This window comes from Burkholderia paludis, assembly GCF_000732615.1.
GTDB lineage: Bacteria > Pseudomonadota > Gammaproteobacteria > Burkholderiales > Burkholderiaceae > Burkholderia > Burkholderia paludis.
This window is the reverse complement of record NZ_JPGL01000098.1, coordinates 1-20277: the sequence shown is the minus strand read 5'-3', so window position 1 is coordinate 20277 and position 20277 is coordinate 1. Positions and strand designations below refer to the sequence as shown.

Genomic DNA, 20277 nt, shown 5'->3' with positions numbered 1-20277 from the left:
CGCCCTCCCCGCCCCCGCCCGGCGGCCCGTGCAACCAGCCCGCTACACGGCGCGCGACGCGCACCGGCGCATCCGCGCGACCGGCGGCATGAATGCAGAATGCGACAAGACGCCGGCGTCGCTTCACCCGATACTGGCCGACTTCACGATTCTGTCCGGCCGCGTCGCGGCCCGTCCCGCATGCTGACCTCGATCGTCGCCGCCGCTTTCGTCGCCCTCTGGTCCACCGGTTTCATCGTTGCACGGGCCATCAAGCCCTACGCCGATCCCAACCTGTTCCTGCTCGCGCGATTCGCGGGCACGGCCGCGCTGTTCGGCGCGGTGGCGCTCGTCGCGCGCGCGCCGTGGCCGGCCCGCCGCGAATGGCCGCGCCACCTGATCGCGGGCGCGCTGTTGCAAGGCGTCTATCTCGGGCTGAGTTACTGGGCCGTCTCGCAGGGGCTGAACGCCGGCGTCATGGCGCTGCTCGGCGCGCTGCAGCCGCTCGCGACCGCCGTGCTCGCCGTCCCGCTGTTCAACGAGCGCCTGCCCGCGCGCGGCTGGTTCGGGATGGCGCTCGGGCTCGCCGGCGTCGCGCTCGTGCTGGCGCCGAAGGTCACGGGCGGCGTCGCGCCGCCGCCCGGCGCGGCGCCCGCGTGGCTCGTCGTCGCCGTCTCGGTGCTCGCGGTCGGGTCGATCACCGCCGGCTCGCTGTACCAGAAGGGCAAGCTCGCCCGGAGCGACCTGCGCACGGCCGTTGCCGTGCAGAACTTCGGTGCGGCGATCGTCGCGGCCATCCTCGCCGTGCTGCTTCACGAGACCCGCTGGATCGGCGCGCCGGCGCTGTGGGGGTCGCTCGTGTGGGGCGTCGTGTTCCTGTCCGGCGGTGCGGTCACGATGCTGATGTGGATGCTGCGGCGCGGCAACGCCGCGCGCGCGACGTCGCTGCTGTTCCTTGCGCCGCCGCTCGCCGCGCTGCAGGGCTTCTGGCTGTTCGGCGAAACGCTCGCCGCGATCCAGCTCGCCGGCTTCGCGCTCGCACTCGTGGGCGTCGTGCTCGCGCGGCGCTGACGCGCCCGCCCCGCATGCGGCCGTGAGGCCGCGCTACCGCCGGCCCCGACACGCGTCGACACGCATCGATGCATATTCACCTGCATCGACGCGCGTCGAGCGCCGGCCGCGCGCACGCCCGCCGCGCGGCATTCTTGCCCCTGCCCGGCGCACCGTGCACCACGGCGGCGCACCGCGTCTCGCCGAAGCAACGTGAAGCCGCCGGAACCCGTGTCCGGCGCGGCGCCGGGCCGCGAATGCGCTTATGATGGGCGCCTTCCATTTCGCTCCGGAACCCCCTTCATGACATCCGCCGATTACGCCAGCCGCCAACGCGCGATCATTGCCGAACTGAACGTCGCACCGCACTTCGACGCCGAGGCCGAGATCGCCCGCCGCGTCGAGTTCCTCGCGCACTACCTTCGTTCGACCGGCCTGCGGACCTACGTGCTCGGCATCAGCGGCGGCGTCGATTCGTCGACGGCCGGCCGGCTCGCGCAACTGTCGGTCGAGCGCCTGCGCGCCGACGGCTACGATGCACGCTTCATCGCCATGCGCTTGCCGAACGGCGTGCAGAACGACGAAGCCGATGCGCAGCGCGCGCTCGCATTCGTGCGCGCGGACGAGGAACTGACCGTCAACGTGAAGCCGGCCGCCGACGCGATGCTCGGCGCGCTGGTCGCGTCCGGCCATGCGTTCGAGAGCCCGGCCCAGCAGGATTTCGTGCACGGCAACATCAAGGCGCGCGAGCGCATGATCGCGCAGTACGCGGTGGCCGGCGCGCGGCGCGGCATCGTGATCGGCACCGATCACGCCGCGGAATCGCTGATGGGCTTCTTCACGAAATTCGGCGACGGCGGCGCGGACGTGCTGCCGCTCGCGGGCCTGAACAAGCGTCGCGTGCGCGCGGTTGCCCGTGCGCTCGACGGCGAGGAAGCGATCGTGATGAAGGTGCCGACGGCCGATCTCGAGGAGCTGCGCCCGCTGCGCCCCGACGAACATGCATACGGCGTGAGCTACGACGAGATCGACGATTTCCTGGAAGGCAAGCCCGTCAGCGATCGCGTCCATGAAACGGTGCTGCGCTTCTACGACGGTTCGCGCCACAAGCGCGCGCTGCCGTACACGCCGTTCGACTGGCCGGCCGCGTAAGCACGCTCCAGCCTGCCGCCGCGCGCGCCCCGGCGGCGGCGCGCGGCGTACCCGCGACGGGCGACGCTACGCGTGCCCGCCCGTCTTGTTCGCCTGCAGCGCGCGAATCCGCATCCGCGCGCCCGTGTCGCTGACCGTCGTGTCGTACATCGTCGCGAGATCGTGCTTGAGCGCGGTGCGCGAGCCGCCGTCGAGATACACCATGTGCCCCGACGGATAGAACCGCGCGGACAGGTTCTGCCGCACCTTCGGATCCTCGAGCGGCATCTGCTGCAGGTCGATCACGGTCTGGTAGAACGGCGTGACGAAATCGTAGAAGCCGTTCGCCGACAGCACCTTCAGGTCGACGTTCAGCGCCATCACCGCGGCGAGATCGCCGGCCGTGTAGAGGATCACGTTCCCCTGCGCGTCGACGCCCTGCTGCGCGCCGGTCGGATCGATGTGGCTGAAGTCCCAGTTCTGGAACGCCTGGTCGTTCAGGTCCGTGAACGCGGAATTCGACGTGAACTTCAGCTGCTCGTTCAGGTAGCTGTTCCACATCGCCGTATAGACGCCCGTCACCGCCGTCATCGTCGGATCGTTGCCGCCCGAGTTCGGGTCGATCTTGCCGGCGATGCCCGACGAGATCCCCGTCACGCGGCCGTCGTACGAACCGAGCGCGAGCCCCTGCGCATGCAGCAGCGTCGTCAGGAACAGCGAATTGCCGCGCGCGTCGTAGCCCGCGATATTCAGGCTCCACGACTGCAGCGTCGCCGTATCGATGCCCGTGTATTGCGACAGCTTCTGCACGACGGCCGGGTCCGCATGCGGCACCGTTCGCAACGCGTTCAGGTAGTCGGTGCGCGAGAACTGCGCGACCTCCTCCACGAATGCGCCGAGATCGGTCGGCGCCGGCGTGACGCCGAGCTTCTTGTGATACCACGCGTCGGCCGCCGCGGTCGGCAGCGCGCCGACCGGGTTGCCGGCCTGCCGGTAGTCGAGGATCGACGATTGCAGCGTGACGCCGTTCAGGTCGACGCCGTCCTCGTGCAGCTTGTACGCGAGCACGCAGCTGCGCGCGGTGCCGTACGATTCGCCGAACAGGTACTTCGGCGAATTCCAGCGGTTGTTCTTCGTCAGGTAGCGCTTGATGAACTGCTTCAGCGAATCCGCGTCCTGGTCGACGCCCCAGAAGTTGCGGTTCCGGTTCGGCGCGACGGCCGCCGAATAGCCGGTGCCGACCGGGTTGATGAACACCAGGTCGCTGTGGTCGATCATGCTGTCCGGGTTGTCTTCGAGCTGGTACGGCGCGGGCGGCGTGAACCCCGGCATCGACGTCTTGATGCGCTTCGGCGCGAACGAGCCGAGCAGCACGAACACCGACGACGAGCCGGGCCCGCCGTTATAGAAGAACGTCACGGGCCGCGTTTCCTCCGTCGCGCCGTCGGCCGTGAACGCGACGTAGAAGATCTTCGCGGCCGGCTGCGAGCTGCTCGGGTCGACCGTCACGAGGTGGCCGGCCGTCGCCGTGTACGCGATGCGCTTCCCGTCGATCAGGATCGTGTGATGCGTGATCGCGGCCGCCTCGGTCGTGTCGGTCACCGAGTCGTCGGGGCCGTTGCCGTACGCGACCGGATCGAAGAACGGCTGGTCGCGGCCGTGGCTCAGCGCGACAGGATTGACGGTCGGCGGCACGCCATGCGAATGGTGGTCGCCGTGATGCAGCGGATACACGCCGCCGGAAGATGCGGAATCGATGCCCATCGTGCTGCTCCTGGAGGTGAGAAAAGGGCGCGGGCAGGCCGCCCGCGCCATGCGGAAAGACGTACGCCGCCGCGTCAGCTCGAAGGCTTGCGGGCCAGGATCGCGGCGAGCTGCACGCCGTTCGGGCTGCCGAGGCCCGTGCACGCATCCCAGCCCTGCGCGGCGGCATAGCTGCCGTTCGAGCCCTGCGTGATGTCGCGCAACGCGCCCGGATTCCGGTAGAGCACCGGGTTGACCCAGCCGGCAGGCGCGCCGCCCGCCGCATTGATCCGCGCGATCAGCGCGGCCCACAGCGGCGCGACCGCGCTCGTGCCGCCCATCACGGTGGCCGTGCCCGCGATCGACACTTCGTAGCCCGTCTGCGGCGACGCATCGCCGGCGACGTCCGGCACGCCGCGCTTCGCGAGCGGCACGCGGCTGCCGTCGGCCAGCGTCGCGGCCAGCCCCTGCTGCCAGACCGGCAGGTCGAACAGCGTGCTCACGCCGCCGCCGCCCGCGCCGCCGTCGGTCGCTTCGTCGTTCCACGCGACCTCGTTGCGGATGCCCTGCCCGGGCAGCGCGTCGAGCTGCGTGCCGCCGCAGCCGAGCACGTACGGACTCGACGCGGGGAAGTCGACATGATCGGCGCCGTCCTGCAGCCCGTCGCCCGAGCCGCTGTCGCCGGACGCCGCGCATACCGTGACGCCCTGCGCGGCCGCTGCCTGCAGGACCCGGTTGAACGCCTGCGCGGATTGAGCCTGCCAGGTCGCCTCCGGGCCGCCCCAGCTGATCGAGATCACCGACGGCTTGCGGGTCGTGTCGTTGACGGCCGCGTTGACGGCCTGGATGAAGCCGGCGTCGCTGTTCGGCGCGAAATAGACGGCGATCGTCGCGGCCGGCGCGATCGCGCCGGCGATCTCGATGTCGAGCGCAACCTCGCCGTCCGGGCCGTTCGGGTCGCCGTTCGGCGCGTTGCGGCCGGTGCCGACGTTGACGTCGACGAGCGTCGGCGGCGTCGCGATGCCGAGCCCGCTGAAATACTGCTGGATGTCGGCCGCGCGGTAGCCGCCGCCGAGTTCGACGATCGCGATGCACTGCCCGGCGCCGGCGCCGGCCGGAAAGCCATACAGCGACGCGAGCTGGATCGGGGTGAACGTGACGCCCGCCGCGCCGCGCGCGGGCTGGAACGGCGGGCGCAGCCGGAAGTGCGGCCGCGCCTGCGGGCGGCTGTCGAGGCCGAGCACGGCCGTGACGACGTCGCCCAGATCGTCGGGCAGCGCGATCGGGCCGGAGCGGCCGCGATACTGGCCGATCGAGCGATGCTCGAAGCGCTCGAGCGTGACGCCGAACGCGGCTTCGAACTGCTGGATCGTGCCGGACAGCACGACGACGCTTTCGACCGGATCGACGCGATCGACCGTCAGCTGGTGGCGACGCGCGAAGTCCTCGGCCTTGCGGATATCGTCGGGATCGGCGGAAAAACGCTGCGCAAACGCTTCGCGCGACAGCGGCTTCGCTTGCGCGTCGCCGGCGGCGAGCTGGTGAACCAGCGTATCGAGTTGCCCTTCTTCCTGCCGCCGCAACATGATCGTGACGTGGATGCGCTCCGCCGGATCGCACGGGCCGAGGCACTTGGACTCGGCGACGATCCGGGGTTCACGGTCGGCGTGAAGATGCCTTGCCATGTTCAGACCCTCCTTGGTACCGCGTTGCACGGAACAGCCAGGAAATCGGACAGGGCCGGCGGGAGACGGTTCCGTTCGGTCGGTCGGGTTCGCGACCACGCGAAGTAACAGGGAGTTTAGAACAGTCAGACGATTTGCGCGCACGTCCTTCTGCGACGGGGCGCACGCGCGGGGCGGCGCTGCCGGCCGCCGTCGTCCGGCGGCGCCGCGCGCGGCGGGCGCCGGCACGGCGCGGCCGCTACGCTCAATCCATCGACAGGCGCAACGCGAAGCCGATCAGCGCCGCGGAAAACGTCCAGCGCTGCACCGTCTGCGCGAGCGGATGCGCGCGCATCCATGCCGCGATCCGCGATGCACCGAACACGCACGCGAGGTCGAAGCACACGCCGGCCGCCACCAGCAGCGCGCCCAGCTCGAACATCTGCAACACGACCGGCCCGGCCTCGGGGCGCACGAACTGCGGCAGCAGCACCGAGCAGAACAGCAGCGCCTTCGGGTTCAGCAGGTTGGTGAGCAAGCCCTTCACGAACGACTGCCGCAACTCGCCTGCCGTCGCCGCCGCCTCGCCGTCGCCGAGCGCGAACACCGGCGAGCGGAACACCTGGACCGCGACATAGGCGAGGTAGAGCGCACCGCCGTAGCGGATCACCTCGTAGAGCCACGGCGCGCTGCGGATCAGCGCCGCGACGCCGCAGGCGGACAGCGTCACGTGCGCGGTGCGCGCGAGGGACAGGCCGGCCGCCGCCGCCATCCCGGGCCGCACGCCGCGGCCGATGCTGGTCTGCAGCACGAGCGCCATGTCCGGCCCCGGCACCGCATAGATGGCCGCCAGCGCGGCAAGGTAAATCAACAGCAAATGCGTGGAAATCATGGTCTGCCCCTGTTCTCTTACGGCGATATATTGCCGCCGGAGCACGAGGGTTTATTGGCCATATTTAGTCAAGGATTGGCAAAACGTAGGGGAATCCGCCACAATCATCGAATCAGCATCAGGATTCCGCCACCATGATCGAACTCGACAAAACCGACCGCGCCATCCTTGCCGCGGTGCAGCGCGACGGCCGCCAGCCGATCGCGCGTCTCGCCGAGACCGTCGGCCTCTCCGAGACCCCCTGTGCACGGCGCCTGAAGCGTCTCGAAAACGACGGCTACATCGAGCGCTATCGCGCGCAGCTGTCGCGCCAGGCGCTCGGCTTCGGCGTCGTCGCCTTCGTGCTCGTGCGGTTCGCGACGCACGACCGCAAGACCGCCGACCGCTTCGAACGGGAGGTGCTCGGCATCGAGCGGATCCTGGCGTGCCACAACGTGGCGGGCACGGCCGACTACCTGCTGCAGGTGGTGGCGCGCGATCTCGACGACTACGGCACGTTCCTGCGCGAATCGCTGCGGATGCTGCCGGGCGTGACGTCGATCGAATCGGCGCTGTCGCTGCGCGAGGTCAAGCACGACGCGGGGTTGCCGGTGCCGTGACGCCGGCGGGGGTGGCCGGCGCGCGCGCCGGCCCCGTCGCCCGGTTCGTCACTTCGACGCGGATCGATGTGGACCACGCCATACGAGCCGCGCGGCCGCAACACTCGTTCACATTGTCGGCGCCGGCAACCCGGGCGGCCTAGGCCGCGTCGGGCGGCTGGTGCGCGTGCTCGAGGTCTTCGAGAAAGGCTTCCACGAGCGGATTGCCGCGGCCGTTGCGCGCGACGACCATGTGGAACGTGACGTCGTAGCGCAGCTGCGCCGGATTGAGCGGCGCGAGCAGCCCCTGCGCGACGTACGGTGCCGCGAAGTGCTGCGGCAGATAGCCGAGGTGGTGGCCGGACAGGATCAGCAGCGCGACGGCCTCCATGTTGTCGGCGGTCGCGGTCACGCGGTCGGGCGTCGTCGACATCTGCGCTTCGGGCAGCGGATACGAGCGCCACGCCCATTCGAATCCCGCGACGTCGGCCGGCGTCAGCGCGCCGGCGCCGTCGAACAGCGGATGGCCGCGCCCGCAGTACGCGACCTGGCGTTCGATGAACAGCGGCGTGTAGTGCAGCGACGGCACGCGATGCCAGAAGTAGCCCACGGCAACCTGGATCTCGTCGCTCAGCAGCTTTTCCTCGAGATCGCCCGGCGCGCGCACCGAGATCGAAAAGCGCACGGCCTGGTCGCGCGTGCGAAACGCCGCGATCGCCTCGGCGATCCGTGCGTTCTGGCTCACCGGCGTATGGCCGATCAGGCCGATGTGCAGCGTGCCGACCAGTTGGCGGTCCATGTGCCGCGCGGCCATCCCGAATTCGTCGAGCGCCGCGAGCAGCTTGCGGCTCATCGCGTGGAACCGCTCGCCCTTCGGCGTGAGCCGGAAGCCGCTGCGGCCGCGCTCGCACAGCCGGTAACCGAGCCGCGTCTCGAGCGACGACAGCTGCGCGCTGATCGTCGACTGCCCGACGTTCAGCACGGCCTGCGCGGCCGATACGCCGCCCGCGTCCGTGACCGCGAGAAACACGCGGATCAACCGCAGATCGAGGGTCGACAGATTCCCCAGCACGCTCATCCCCTTCCATGCATCGATGAAGATCGATGTTTACGTCGATATCTTCGCATTCTTCTTTCCCGACGGAGCGCGTAAAACTGTGCGCCAAGCCGCGTCGCATGATACGGCACCCCACATCGGAAGAGACACGACATGAACGACCACACCCGTTTCCAGCCGCTCGGCGGCAATGAAATGCCGCGCTGCGGCGGCATCGCGACGATGATGCGCCTGCCGCACGTGCCGAGCGCCGAAGGCCTCGACGCGTGCTTCGTCGGCGTGCCGTTCGATCTCGGCACCTCCAACCGCACCGGCGCGCGCTTCGGCCCGCGCCAGATCCGCACCGAATCCGTGCTGCTGCGCCCGTACAACATGGCCACGCGCGCCGCCCCGTTCGATTCGCTGCAGATCGCCGACATCGGCGACGTCGCGATCAATCCGTACAACCTGCACGACTCCATCGCGCGCATCGAGGCCGCGTACGACGCGATCCTCGAGCACGACTGCAAGCCGATCACGCTCGGCGGCGACCATACGATCGCGCTGCCGATCCTGCGCGCGATCCACCGCAAGCACGGCAAGGTTGCATTGATCCACGTCGATGCACATGCCGACGTGAACGACACGATGATGGGCGAAAAGATCGCGCACGGCACGCCGTTCCGCCGCGCGGTGGAAGAAGGCCTGCTGCATGGCGACAAGGTCACGCAGATCGGCCTGCGCGGCACCGGCTACGCGGCAGAGGATTTCGACTGGTGCCGCGAACAGGGCTTCCGCGTCGTCCAGGCCGAGGAGTGCTGGAACAAGTCGCTCGCGCCGCTGATGGAGGAAGTGCGCGCACGCGTCGGCGACACGCCCGTCTACATCAGCTTCGACATCGACGGCATCGATCCGGCCTACGCGCCGGGCACCGGCACGCCGGAAATCGCCGGCCTCACGGTGCCGCAGGCGCTCGAGATCATCCGCGGCGCGAAGGGGCTGAACATCGTCGGCTGCGATCTCGTCGAAGTCGCGCCGCCGTACGACCCGTTCGGCACCACGGCGCTGCTCGGCGCGAACCTCGCCTACGAGCTGCTGTGCGTGCTGCCGGGCGTCGCGTACCGCGACTGACCCCGCGCCGCCATTCATTCCAAATCAAATCAGAGCATTCCAGAGGAGCACATACCAAGATGGGGACTTCCGTCAAGCAACCCAAGCGGGCGGCGCTCGCGTCGTTCGTCGGCACCACGATCGAGTGGTACGACTTCTACAGCTACGCGACCGCCGCCGCCATCGTGTTCGGCCCGCTGTTCTTTCCCGGTGAAAACCGCTTCATCAGCCTGCTCGCGTCGTTCGGCTCGTTCGCGGTCGGCTTCTTCGCGCGGCCGTTCGGCGGCGTGATGTTCGGCTACCTCGGCGACCGCTTCGGCCGCAAGCGGTCGCTGCTCGCGACGCTGATGCTGATGGCCGTGTCGACGGTCGCGATCGGCCTGCTGCCGACCCATGCGCAAGCCGGCGTGATCGCACCGGTCCTGCTCGTGCTGATGCGGGTGCTGCAGGGCATCGCGGTCGGCGGCGAATGGGGCGGCGCGGTGCTGCTCGCCGGCGAGCATGCGCCGGAAGGCAAGCGCACGTTCTTCGCGTCGTTCGCGCAGCTCGGCAGCGCGAGCGGCCTGATCCTGTCGATGCTCGCGTTCGGCGCGATCAGCACGCTGTCGAAGGAAGACATGATGAGCTGGGGCTGGCGCGTGCCGTTCCTCGCAAGTTCCGTACTGCTGATCGTCGGCTTCGTGATCCGCGCAAGCGTGTCCGAATCGCCCGAGTTCGAGGAAGTCAAAAAGAGCGGCAACACCGCACGGAACCCGGTGCGCGAAGCGCTCAGGTACTGGCCGCTGCTGCTGCTCGCGATCGGCGCGAACGTGTACGGCATCGCCGGCGTGTATTTCAGCAACATCTTCATGATCAGCTACGCGACGCAGTTCCTGTCGCTCGACCGGTCGATGGTGCTGCATTGCATGACGATCGTCGCCGTGCTGCAGTTCGTCGTGCAGCTCGCGGCCGCGTTCCTCGCGCAACGCTTCGGCACCACGCGCGTGCTGCTGATCACCGGCGCGTGGGCCGCGATCGTCCCGTTCCTGATGCTGCCGCTCGTGCACCTGGGCACGCCGCTGTCGATCACGGTCGGCGTCGGCCTCGCGACGCTCGCGGAATCGGGCTACTACGCGGTGGTCGCGGGCTTCGTCAGCGGCATTTTCGTCGCGCGGATCCGCTATACGGCGATCTCGATCGCCTACCAGGTGTGCGGCGCGCTCGCCGGCGGCCTCACGCCGCTCGTCGCGACCGTCATCGCGCAGAACACCGCCCCGCAATGGTGGCCGCTCGCGCTCCAGTACACGAGCGCCGCCATACTGTCGTCGGTGTGCGTGTGGCTGATCTCGCGCCGCGTCGTCGTCGACGATGCCGGCCAACCCGGCAAGGCCGACGCGCCGCTGCCGCGCGGCACGCGCACCGCGTAGGTGCCGCACGCCGGGCAGGCGGCGTCGCCGGCCCGGTTTCCGCGTAGACGGGGCGGCCGACAGGCCGCCCGTCTCTTTTGCCGGGCGCCGGCGCGCCGCACAACGATGTCGCCGTCCGGCGCATCCACCCCGTCGTACTTCACGCCGATCCGGATCGGTTCGCGATAGTCCGTCTTGCGGTGCAGATTGGCATCACGCGGCGAATACGCATATCCGTAGCACTCCTTCTGATGGAACGTCTCCCGCTTGTCGATCCCGATTCGGGTTGTAGAAGAAGATCGTGCAGCCGATACCCTAAGCGAGCATCGCCTCCATCACCTCGCCCGAACACGGCGCGCAGCACGAATGCAGCAGCGCCCTCTGCGACGGCCGCCCGGAAGCGGCAGCGGCTCGCGCCCGTCCACGGCCGTCATGTCGGCGCCTTGAAGACGGCGTTCCGGACCGCGTCGCGGAGCGCGCCGTCGGCGCGCTCCGCGCGGCCCTTCGCCGCACCAAGATCCGGGGAAAACACATCCAGATCGACCAGCGCGGCCTGGGCTTCGTCGCTTGCGATCCACGCACCGGCAACGGCGCGCAATGCGTCGCGATCGGCGTGCATCAGCCGATGCACGACCACGCGACCGATCTCTTCGTACATCGCCCCGCAATCGTCACTGTCGTCGGCGATCGCCTGCAACAGCCGCTCGATCGCCTTGTTCCCCTCGTCGCTCACCTTGCCCTCCCCGACGCGATGTCACGAGTGCACCGTGAAGCCGCATACCTGTTCGCGAGCAGCGCGCCCTGCGCGACGATCACCGCCGGGCGCGCGTCGTTTTCCGGCGCGATGGGCTCGATGCGATCTTCCTGTCGGCGGTTTTCCTGCCGGACGGCATCGAACGGTTCCGGGTCGGTCCGGTCGGGCAGGCAGCGGTTACGATCGAACATGGCAGCAATGGCATTCGAGAATTGAACAGTGAAAACGACACGTCCCGGGGTCTGCCCGGGACGGTCTCGACCGATGCCGCGCCGGTCGCCGGATCGTCGATCGCGGCGGCGGGCACGCGGCGTTCGCGTGTTACCGCACCTGGTTGCGCAGCGTCTTCGCGGCGGCGACCATGTTCGTCAGCGCGGGAATCACTTCCGCCCACTGGCGCGTCTTCAGGCCGCAGTCCGGGTTCACCCACAGGCGTTCCGCCGGAATCCGCTCGGCCGCCTTCCTCATCAGGTCGACGATGTGCTCCTGCGTCGGAATGTTCGGCGAGTGGATGTCGTACACGCCCGGCCCGATTTCGTTCGGATACTTGAAGTTGTCGAACGCGTCGAGCAGCTCCATGTCCGAGCGCGAGGTCTCGATCGTGATCACGTCGGCGTCCATGTCGGCGATCGACGCGATGATGTCGTTGAACTCCGAATAGCACATGTGCGTGTGGATCTGCGTATCGTCCTGCACGCCGTTCGCGGTGATGCGGAACGACTCCACCGCCCACTTCAGGTACTCGCCCCACTGCGCGCGGCGCAGCGGCAGCCCTTCGCGCAGCGCGGCCTCGTCGATCTGGATCACGCGCACGCCGGCCTTCTCGAGGTCGAGCACTTCCTCGCGGATCGCCAGCGCGAGCTGGTAGCACGACACCGAACGCGGCTGGTCGTCGCGGACGAACGACCAGTTCAGGATCGTCACGGGGCCGGTCAGCATGCCCTTCATCGGCTTGTTCGTCAGCGACTGCGCGTACGTGATCCACTCGACCGTCATCGCCTTCGGGCGGCTGATGTCGCCGAACAGGATCGGCGGCTTCACGCAGCGCGAACCGTACGACTGCACCCAGCCGTACTGGCTGAACGCATAGCCGTCGAGCTGCTCGCCGAAGTATTCGACCATGTCGTTGCGCTCGGCTTCACCATGCACGAGCACGTCGAGTTCGAGCGATTCCTGTTCGCGCACGCTGCGCTCGATCTCGGCCTGCATCGCCTTGCGGTAACCGGCTTCATCCAGCGCGCCGGCCTTGAACTGGCTGCGCGCCTGGCGGATTTCGCCGGTCTGCGGGAACGAACCGATCGTCGTCGTCGGGAAGGCCGGCAGATTCAGACGCGCCGACTGCTTCGGCGCGCGCTGCGTATAGGGGCTCACGCGGTTGCCCAGCCGTGCGTCGATACGCGCGATCGCCGCTTTCACCGCCGGGTTGTTTACGCGCGGCGACCTGCGGCGCGATTCGATCGCGGCGGCGTTCGCGGCGAGCGCATCGGCCACCTTGCCGCGGCCTTCGTTCAGCGCGGTCGCGAGCACCTTCAGTTCGTCGAGCTTCTGCAGTGCGAACGCGAGCCACGATCGGATCTCCGCATCGAGCTTCTCCTCGCTCGCGAGATCGACCGGCACGTGCAGCAGCGAGCACGACGGCGCGAGCCACAGGCGCTCGCCCAGTTGCTTCGCGAGCGGCTCGAGCCAGGCGAGCGTCGCGTTCAGATCCGTCTTCCAGATGTTGCGGCCATTGATCGCGCCCACCGACAGCACGCGGTCGGCCGGCAGTTCGCGCACCAGCGCGTCGACTTCGTCGCGAGCGTTGATCGCATCGACGTGCAGGCCGTCGACCGGCAGCGCGCTCGCGAGCGTCAGGTTGTCCTGAAGCTGGCCGAAGTAGGTGGCGAGCAGCACCTTGATGCGACGCGTTTCCAGCGCCTCGTACGCGGTGCGGAATGCCTGGCGCCATTCGGCGTCGAGCTCCGTGACGAGAATCGGCTCGTCGATCTGCACCCATTCGACGCCCTGGGCGGTCAGCGTGTCGAGCAGCGCGCCGTATACCGGCAGCAGCTTCGGCAGCAGCGCGAGCCGGTCGGAATCGTCCTTCGTCTTGCCGAGCCACAGGTACGTGACGGGGCCGATGATCACCGGCTTCGCGGCCACGCCCTGCGCCTGTGCTTCCGCCAGTTGCTGGAGCAGGCGCGACGGGTCGAGCGAGAAGTTCGTGTCCGCGTGGAATTCCGGCACGATGTAGTGGTAATTCGTATCGAACCACTTCGTCATTTCACCGGCCGAAACGCCGCCGCAGCACGCCGCATGCTCCTCGGCCGACTGCGCCGAACGGCCGCGCGCCACGCGGAAGTAGTTGTCGAGCGCGTCGCCGTGGAAGCCCTGCACGCGCTTCGGCAGGTGGCCGAGCGTGAAGCTCATGTCGAGCACCTGGTCGTAGAACGCGAAATCGCCGACCGGCGCCAAGTCCAGATCGCGCTGGTCGTTCCAGTGACGTCGACGCAGTTCGGCGCCGAGCGCCTTCAGTTCGTCGCGTGACGATTCGCCTTTCCAGTAGCGTTCGAGCCCAAACTTGAGTTCACGCTTCGCGCCGATGCGCGGAAAACCAAGGTTGTGTGTCGTGACCATGTGGCTGCCGTCCAGAAGAAAATTGAAGACCCGGAAGCCATGATAGGGATTTCAACCCATGAAATGAAATGGCATTATTTCATCCATTCATTAAACTCGCTCATGCATCTGTTGAATGGGCGATATCCACGCTGGAGCAATTTCACGTCGTCGTCCTTGGTGAAGCCGGGCGCCGGGGCTTGCTGACCGCCGCCCCCAACGCGCTGCATCTCACACAATCGGCCTCAGCCATACCGTCAGGAAAATCCAGCGGCAGCCCGGCACGTCGATCCGGGATCGCGAGGGCTGCGGTCTGCGTTTCATGCAGCGCGGGCTGTATCTGCTGAAGCCGACGGACCGGCTGCCGCCGCAGTTCGGGCTCGCCGATGAGCTGATGAAACAGCAAGCGAAGGGCGCGCACGGCACGTTGCGCGACGGGATGGAATGCCGCTCGTGCGACCTTCGGCCGCTGAAGGTCGTGGCGCGCTGCCCGTCACACTGGCCCGGCGTGGACGTCGACGTGAAGCCGCGCGTCCAGTCCGGCAGCATCGGCGCACGGTTCGTGCCACGACATCGACGTGCTCGCGACGCGCCCGATTCGCTGAGCAAGCCGGGCTTGCGTTTGGCCCGCGTGTTCGACTACGGGCAAGTGCGGGTGGCGGCCAACACACACCGGTTCGCGAATGCAGACTACGCGACGCCCGGGCAACTGACCGACGAGATCCAGATCAGCTACCGAGCAGTTCGACATCGACAACCCGTTCCTGACACCGCCGACATCCTGCCGAGGCAGCACGGGTCGATCGAGACGACCGGCATCATGTTCCGGCAGGTCGCGAGCAGGCGCATCGGCGCATGGATGGACGCGCTGCGGCATGGCAGCGACATCGTCGCGATCACGCATGCGGCGATCGTCCGCGCGGCCGTCGCACACGAGCTGCGGATGGATTCCGGCGCGGCAGTCCGCATCGATGTCGCGCCGCTGTCCTGCATGATGCTGGTTGCAACGCCACACGGCTGGACATTGATCCATGACGACGTTCGGAGTCACACAGGCGCCTAGACTCATGCATGCGACGCCGCGCTCACCGCGCAAACCATGATGCATGCCGGCGTATCGCGCCACGACCCTGTGGTGCTGCCTGCCTTACGTGGCTGTAAGCCATACCGTTCGTCATCCCGATTGTCATCAAACTGACTGCTGGCCGAAGCTAGGATCGGACGCGGTTCCCCTGCGAGACACCGTCATGAATCAACCTGCTTCCTCTGCTCCGGGCAGTTCCGGCTCCGTCGAACGTACCAAACAGCTCGGTTACGCCGTCTTCCTGCTGGTACTTGCGATCGGCGCCGTCTATATCGCCACGCACCTGATCGACGATCTGTCGCCAGTCCACAGCGGCTCGCTGTTCGCGTACCTGATGCTCGGCTTCGCGCTGCTGATCGCGCTCGGCTTCGAATTCGTCAACGGCTTCCACGACACCGCGAACGCGGTTGCCACCGTGATCTATACGCACTCGCTGACACCGAACGTCGCGGTGATCTGGTCCGGCATGTGGAACTTCCTCGGCGTGATGATCTCGAGCGGCGCCGTCGCGTTCGGCATCCTGCAACTGCTGCCGGTCGAACTGATCCTGCAGGTCGGCAGCGGCGCCGGCTTCGCGATGGTGTTCGCGCTGCTGATCGCCGCGATCGTGTGGAACCTCGCGACCTGGTACTTCGGGTTGCCGTCGTCGAGTTCGCATACGCTGATCGGCTCGATCATCGGCGTTGGACTGATGAACCAGATGATGCACGGGCCGTCCGGTACGAGCGGCGTCGACTGGGGTCAGGCGCTCGGCGTCGGCAAGTCGCTGCTGTTCTCGCCGATCGTCGGCTTCCTGTGCGCGGCGCTGCTGCTGCTCGTGCTGAAAGCGCTCGTGCGGATTCCCGAGCTGTACAAGGAGCCGCCGAAGGATCAGCCGCCGCCGTTCTGGATTCGCTGTCTGCTGATCCTGACCTGTACCGGCGTGTCGTTCGCGCACGGGTCGAACGACGGGCAGAAAGGGATGGGCCTCATCATGCTGATCCTGATCGGCACGGTGCCGACCGCGTATGCGCTGAACAAGGCCGTCACGCCGGCCGAAACGCAGACCTTCGTCGCGGTCGCGAACCAGGCGGCCGCGACGTTCGGAAAGTATACGAACGGCGTCGCACCGTCCGCGAACCCGCGGGCCGACGTCGAACACTACGTGCAGCGTCGTGAACTGACGCCGGCCGTACTGCCGGCCGTGCAGCAGTTGTCCGCGTCGCTCGCGAGTGCGGTGGGCGAGTCGGGCTCGATGGCGGCCGTGCCCCAGCGCGATGTCGACAACGTGCGCAACACGATGTATCTGGTGTCCGAAGCGATTCGCCTGATCGAGAAATCCGGTCAGCCCGCGTTCGCCGCCGACGACATGCTCGCGATCGACAACTATCGCAAGCAGCTCGATCACGCGACCAAGTTCATTCCGACTTGGGTGAAGGTCGCGGTCGCGATCGCACTGGGCCTCGGCACGATGGTCGGCTGGAAGCGGATCGTCGTGACCGTCGGCGAGAAAATCGGCAAGCAGCATCTGACGTACGGACAGGGCGCATCGGCCGAACTCGTCGCGATGCTCACGATCGGCGCCGCCGACGTGTACGGGTTGCCCGTGTCGACGACACACGTGCTGTCGTCGGGTGTGGCAGGCACGATGGCGGCGAACGGGTCCGGGTTGCAATGGAGCACGGTGCGCAGCCTCGTACTCGCATGGGTGCTGACGCTGCCGGCGTCGATCGTGCTCGCAGGCGGTCTCTACTGGCTGTTCCGGTCGATAGCCTGACCGGCGTCCGTAGAGCGGCCGGCGAAGCCGGCCGCTCTACGTGCATGGTTCGAACGGCGCGGTCCTGCTGTCCTGCTGTCCTGCTGTCCTGCTGTCCTGCTGTCCTGCTTCCCGCTTCCCGCTTCCCGGCTTCGGCGAGTTCGCTACGATCACGCGGCATCGCACACTTTCCCTCCCCTCCTGTTCCGAATTGGAACGCAAGATCTGGAGCGCGCCGGTATGCGGACGTCATTAGACTGGGTTCGTCAACTTCCATCGTGAATTCAGCCGTACGCGATGCCCCCGGGCATTCCGTGCGGCGTCACATTGCCGACGAACCGAGGTACGCCCGTGAACATTGCCGACCTGCAACCTGCCGTCGAATCGCCGGACATCGCACTACGCGTCGACGCGATCGACTGGCCAACCATCGATGCCGATCTCGATCGCTACGGATGTGCGCGCGTGCCGGGCCTGCTACCCGCGACCGGGTGCGCGGCGCTCGCATCGCTCTATCCGCACGATGCGCTCTATCGTTCGCGCGTCGTGATGGCGCGACACGGGTTCGGACGCGGCGAGTACAAGTATTTCGCCTACCCGCTGCCGGCAGTCGTCGCCGAGCTGCGCGCCACGCTCTACCCTCATCTCGCGCCGATCGCGAATCGCTGGAACCAGGCGCTCGGAATCGACGTCCGCTATCCGGCCAACCACGCGACGTTCCTAGACCGCTGCCACGCCGCGGGGCAGACCAGACCGACGCCGCTGATCCTGCAATACGGTCCCGACGATTACAACTGTCTCCATCAGGACCTGTATGGCGAGCACGTCTTTCCGCTCCAGGTCGCGATCCTGCTGTCGGCACCGGGCCATGATTTCACGGGCGGCGAGTTCGTGCTGACGGAACAGCGGCCGCGCATGCAGTCGCGTGCGGAAGTGGTACCGCTGACGCAAGGCGACGCGGTCATCTTCGCCGTGCATGGCAGGCCGGTAACGGGAACGCGCGGTGTCTATCGCGTCAATCTGCGCCACGGCGTGAGCCGGATCCTGAGCGGCCGCCGCCACACGGTCGGCATCATCTTTCACGACGCACAGTGACGGCACGCGGGATGCATATGGCGCGGTCGCATCTCGCGTCGCGCGGATGGGCTCGCACGAAACACGATTCGCCTGAAGCGCCGTTTTCGCGTTGCCGCTCGGGATTCGTCGCGACCGCTTCACCCGTCCATCGCGACGAGGGACTGCTTGCGCTGCCCGTCGGGCTGCCGTCGCTACGACGGCTCGGCGATTCGGGCGAACGGCAACAAGAGGCGCTCGCGAATCGCAACCGTCAGGCGCCTGGAGGCCCGGCTTACCCTCGCGCCATATTCGCCCGCAGACGGTCGCCCGCATTGGCGGCAAGTCGGGCGTAGCCCGGCAACGTCAGCAACGCCAGCACGCCTGCCGCGACGAACGCCCAGCGGAAATCGTCGAGTACATAGTGCATGCCGACCGAATCGCCTCGCACCAGCGCCGCGAGTCGCAGCGACAACGCACCGAACGCGATCCCCATCCCGATCGTCATCTGCTGCGCCGCGCTCCACAGCGTGCTGGCCGCGCTCGTCTGCTGGGCCGGAATGTCCGCATAGGCCAGCGTTGCAAGCGTCGTGAACTGCATCGACCGCGTCAGCCCGTAGACGAATACGACCAACAGCGTAATCGCCAACGGCGTCGATGCGCTCAGCCAGCCGCACGCTATCGTGCAAAGACCGGCAATCGTCACGTCGACGAGCGCGACCCGCCGGAAGCCGAAGCGGTCGAGAATCCACGACGTCCCCGCCTTCATCCCGAGATTGCCGACCGCGCTCGCGAGCAGCAGCAGGCCCGACTGGAACGGCGACAGCCCGAAGCCGATCTGGAACAGCAGCGGCAGCAGGTACGGCACGGCGTTGATCGCCATCCGCGTGACCGAGCCGGTGATCACCGTGACCGAAAACGTCGGCACTTTCAAGGTCGTGAAATCGAGCAGCGGATGGGCACAACGTTGAGCATGCACCCAGGCGGCAATGCCGAACATCACGCTCGCCCCCAGCAGGATGGCCGCGCGCGTAAAGTGGACGTCCTGCTGGCCGGCCGCTTCGGTGCCGATCAGCAGACAGGTCAGCGCGCCACCGGCGAGCACGAAGCCGCCCCAGTCGAGCGGCCGTTGCTCGTCGGCCCGCGTGTTCCGGACGATCAGCCAGATACAGACCAGCGCGGCGATACCGAACGGGACGTTCAGCAGGAAGATCCATCGCCATGATGCATAGGTCGTGATGAAACCGCCGATCGGCGGCCCGACGACGGGCGCGACGATGCCCGGCCACGTGATCGTCGCGATCGCCCGCATCAGCTTGGCCTTCTCGGTGCTGCGCACCACGATCATTCGCCCGACGGGCACCATCATCGCCCCACCGACGCCTTGCAGCAGGCGTGCGGCAGTGAACGTCAGCACGCCCTCGGACAACCCGCACAGCACCGATGCACCGGTAAACACGACGATGGCACTGGCGAACACCGTGCGCGATCCATAGCGGTCGGCAATCCAGCCGCTGATCGGAATGAACACCGCAAGCGCGAGCATGTAGGCCGTCATCCCGAGGCTCAGCGCATTCGGCCCGACGCCGAACGAGTGCGCCATTTGCGGCAGCGCGGTCGCGATCACGGTCGTGTCGAGGTACTCCATGAAGAACGTTGCGGCGACGAGATACGGCAAGAAGTCGGTCGTCCGACCACCTTGGGCGGGGCTGTCAGTCATGAACGGTTCTGGAACGGGGGCCGAAGACCCCGGCCGCCTGCTTGCGCGCGGCCGGGACAAGTGGCGATATTACCCCGAAGCGCTCGTACTCTGCTCTGCGCACTCGAGGAACTGAAATTACTTTATGCGCATAGATTCGATCTGATGCGACAGCGTCGACACGCGACGATCGAAACAGAACGACGTGTGTTCACGCGAATATCGGCGATGATCGCGCACGTTGCCGGCGTTATTCGCCCAACAGGCCGTCCTGACGAAGCTGGTACTGTTCGCCGCGGCACGCGTGGGCCCATTCGGCACGCCCCTGCTCGTCCGTTGTTCCCTGGTAGACGACGGCACCATCGGATACGCGGATCAACGAGAACTTCATGTTGGCAAACGGGCCGACATCACCATCCGCGTCCTGGAATTTGGCATGGAACGGTGCATGAACGCAGTTCGTTTCCTGCTGGGCCGCGCAGCCCAGCAACGAGAAGCAAAGCAGAAGCGGCACGAGTTTCTTCATCAGGCTGGGCTCGATAAACGGTTTGTCGGCGCGAAGAAAGGAACGACAGCAGGAAGTGCACCCTGGATTGATGCCTTTTCGGCGCTGAAATGCAAAAACCCCCGCCTTGTCGGGCGGGGGTTTTTGGCTTAGGGAGCCTGACGATTACCTACTTTCACACGGGAATCCGCACTATCATCGGCGTAGAGTCGTTTCACGGTCCTGTTCGGGATGGGAAGGGGTGGGACCGACTCGCTATGGTCATCAGGCAAAGAGGGTTGTTG

17 protein-coding genes, 1 rRNA gene and 1 pseudogene are annotated in these 20277 nt (G+C 67.4%); 9 read left to right on the top strand and 10 right to left on the bottom strand.

What is annotated here, in order from left to right; all coding sequences use genetic code 11:
- The 3 genes and pseudogenes from GQ56_RS46825 to nadE all read left to right on the top strand — a co-directional run.
- Positions 1-187 (top strand): annotated as a pseudogene (locus GQ56_RS46825) (hypothetical protein); the annotation flags it as partial.
- Positions 181-1050 carry a DMT family transporter gene (locus GQ56_RS0137080; protein WP_031403448.1) on the top strand — a complete coding sequence of 290 codons (870 nt, stop codon included), beginning with the start codon at positions 181-183 and terminating at the stop codon, positions 1048-1050. The pseudogene GQ56_RS46825 and the gene GQ56_RS0137080, both read left to right, overlap by 7 nt.
- A gap of 282 nt (positions 1051-1332) precedes the next feature.
- Positions 1333-2181 carry an ammonia-dependent NAD(+) synthetase gene (nadE, locus tag GQ56_RS0137075; protein WP_031403447.1) on the top strand — a complete coding sequence of 283 codons (849 nt, stop codon included), beginning with the start codon at positions 1333-1335 and terminating at the stop codon, positions 2179-2181.
- A gap of 66 nt (positions 2182-2247) precedes the next feature.
- Here the strand turns inward: nadE and GQ56_RS0137070 are convergent, their stop codons facing one another.
- The 3 genes from GQ56_RS0137070 to GQ56_RS0137060 form a co-directional block, all read right to left on the bottom strand.
- Positions 2248-3924: a S10 family peptidase gene (locus GQ56_RS0137070; RefSeq protein ID WP_031403446.1), complete on the bottom strand. Its 1677-nt coding sequence runs from the start codon at positions 3922-3924 to the stop codon at positions 2248-2250.
- 74 nt (positions 3925-3998) lie between these two features.
- The gene (locus GQ56_RS0137065) at positions 3999-5588 is read right to left on the bottom strand and encodes a S53 family peptidase (protein ID WP_031403445.1); all 1590 of its coding nucleotides are present in this window, start codon (positions 5586-5588) and stop codon (positions 3999-4001) included.
- Positions 5589-5832: 244 nt separating this feature from the next.
- On the bottom strand, positions 5833-6459 hold the full coding sequence (locus GQ56_RS0137060) for a LysE family translocator (protein WP_031403444.1): 627 nt from the start codon (positions 6457-6459) through the stop codon (positions 5833-5835).
- Positions 6460-6593: 134 nt separating this feature from the next.
- Here GQ56_RS0137060 and GQ56_RS0137055 point away from each other — a divergent pair, with 134 nt between their 5' ends.
- Positions 6594-7058, top strand: coding sequence for an Lrp/AsnC family transcriptional regulator (locus tag GQ56_RS0137055; protein ID WP_031403443.1), 465 nt, complete (start codon positions 6594-6596; stop codon positions 7056-7058).
- A gap of 139 nt (positions 7059-7197) precedes the next feature.
- Here GQ56_RS0137055 and GQ56_RS0137050 read toward each other — a convergent pair whose 3' ends face one another.
- A complete protein-coding gene (locus GQ56_RS0137050; protein WP_031403442.1) occupies positions 7198-8109 on the bottom strand; it encodes a LysR family transcriptional regulator in 912 nt (303 codons plus the stop codon).
- A gap of 138 nt (positions 8110-8247) precedes the next feature.
- Here GQ56_RS0137050 and speB point away from each other — a divergent pair, with 138 nt between their 5' ends.
- Positions 8248-9204 carry an agmatinase gene (gene speB, locus GQ56_RS0137045; RefSeq protein ID WP_031403441.1) on the top strand — a complete coding sequence of 319 codons (957 nt, stop codon included), beginning with the start codon at positions 8248-8250 and terminating at the stop codon, positions 9202-9204.
- 59 nt (positions 9205-9263) lie between these two features.
- Positions 9264-10589, top strand: a complete 1326-nt coding sequence (locus GQ56_RS0137040; protein WP_031403440.1) for an MFS transporter — start codon at positions 9264-9266, stop codon at positions 10587-10589.
- Between the two features lie 409 nt (positions 10590-10998).
- Here the strand turns inward: GQ56_RS0137040 and GQ56_RS45975 are convergent, their stop codons facing one another.
- From GQ56_RS45975 to metE, 3 genes are all read right to left on the bottom strand, one after another.
- Complete coding sequence (locus tag GQ56_RS45975; RefSeq protein WP_162531558.1) at positions 10999-11265, bottom strand: hypothetical protein; 267 nt, start codon at positions 11263-11265, stop codon at positions 10999-11001.
- Positions 11266-11297: 32 nt separating this feature from the next.
- A complete protein-coding gene (locus GQ56_RS0137030; protein WP_031403438.1) occupies positions 11298-11513 on the bottom strand; it encodes a hypothetical protein in 216 nt (71 codons plus the stop codon).
- Positions 11514-11643: 130 nt separating this feature from the next.
- Positions 11644-13938, bottom strand: a complete 2295-nt coding sequence (gene metE, locus GQ56_RS0137025; protein ID WP_031403437.1) for a 5-methyltetrahydropteroyltriglutamate--homocysteine S-methyltransferase — start codon at positions 13936-13938, stop codon at positions 11644-11646.
- Positions 13939-14239: 301 nt separating this feature from the next.
- Here metE and GQ56_RS46285 point away from each other — a divergent pair, with 301 nt between their 5' ends.
- From GQ56_RS46285 to GQ56_RS0137010, 3 genes are all read left to right on the top strand, one after another.
- Positions 14240-14980 carry a histidine phosphatase family protein gene (locus tag GQ56_RS46285; RefSeq protein ID WP_052007411.1) on the top strand — a complete coding sequence of 247 codons (741 nt, stop codon included), beginning with the start codon at positions 14240-14242 and terminating at the stop codon, positions 14978-14980.
- Positions 14981-15164: 184 nt separating this feature from the next.
- A complete protein-coding gene (locus tag GQ56_RS0137015; RefSeq protein WP_031403436.1) occupies positions 15165-16757 on the top strand; it encodes an inorganic phosphate transporter in 1593 nt (530 codons plus the stop codon).
- A 330-nt stretch (positions 16758-17087) separates the two neighbouring features.
- Positions 17088-17831: a 2OG-Fe(II) oxygenase gene (locus GQ56_RS0137010; protein ID WP_031403435.1), complete on the top strand. Its 744-nt coding sequence runs from the start codon at positions 17088-17090 to the stop codon at positions 17829-17831.
- Between the two features lie 253 nt (positions 17832-18084).
- On the opposite strand, the gene GQ56_RS0137005 is transcribed toward GQ56_RS0137010, so the two are convergent.
- The 3 genes from GQ56_RS0137005 to rrf form a co-directional block, all read right to left on the bottom strand.
- Complete coding sequence (locus GQ56_RS0137005; protein ID WP_031403434.1) at positions 18085-19509, bottom strand: DHA2 family efflux MFS transporter permease subunit; 1425 nt, start codon at positions 19507-19509, stop codon at positions 18085-18087.
- A 229-nt stretch (positions 19510-19738) separates the two neighbouring features.
- Complete coding sequence (locus GQ56_RS0137000; RefSeq protein WP_031403433.1) at positions 19739-20014, bottom strand: hypothetical protein; 276 nt, start codon at positions 20012-20014, stop codon at positions 19739-19741.
- 135 nt (positions 20015-20149) lie between these two features.
- A 5S ribosomal RNA gene (gene rrf / locus GQ56_RS0136995) occupies positions 20150-20262 on the bottom strand.
- Positions 20263-20277 lie beyond the last annotated feature (15 nt).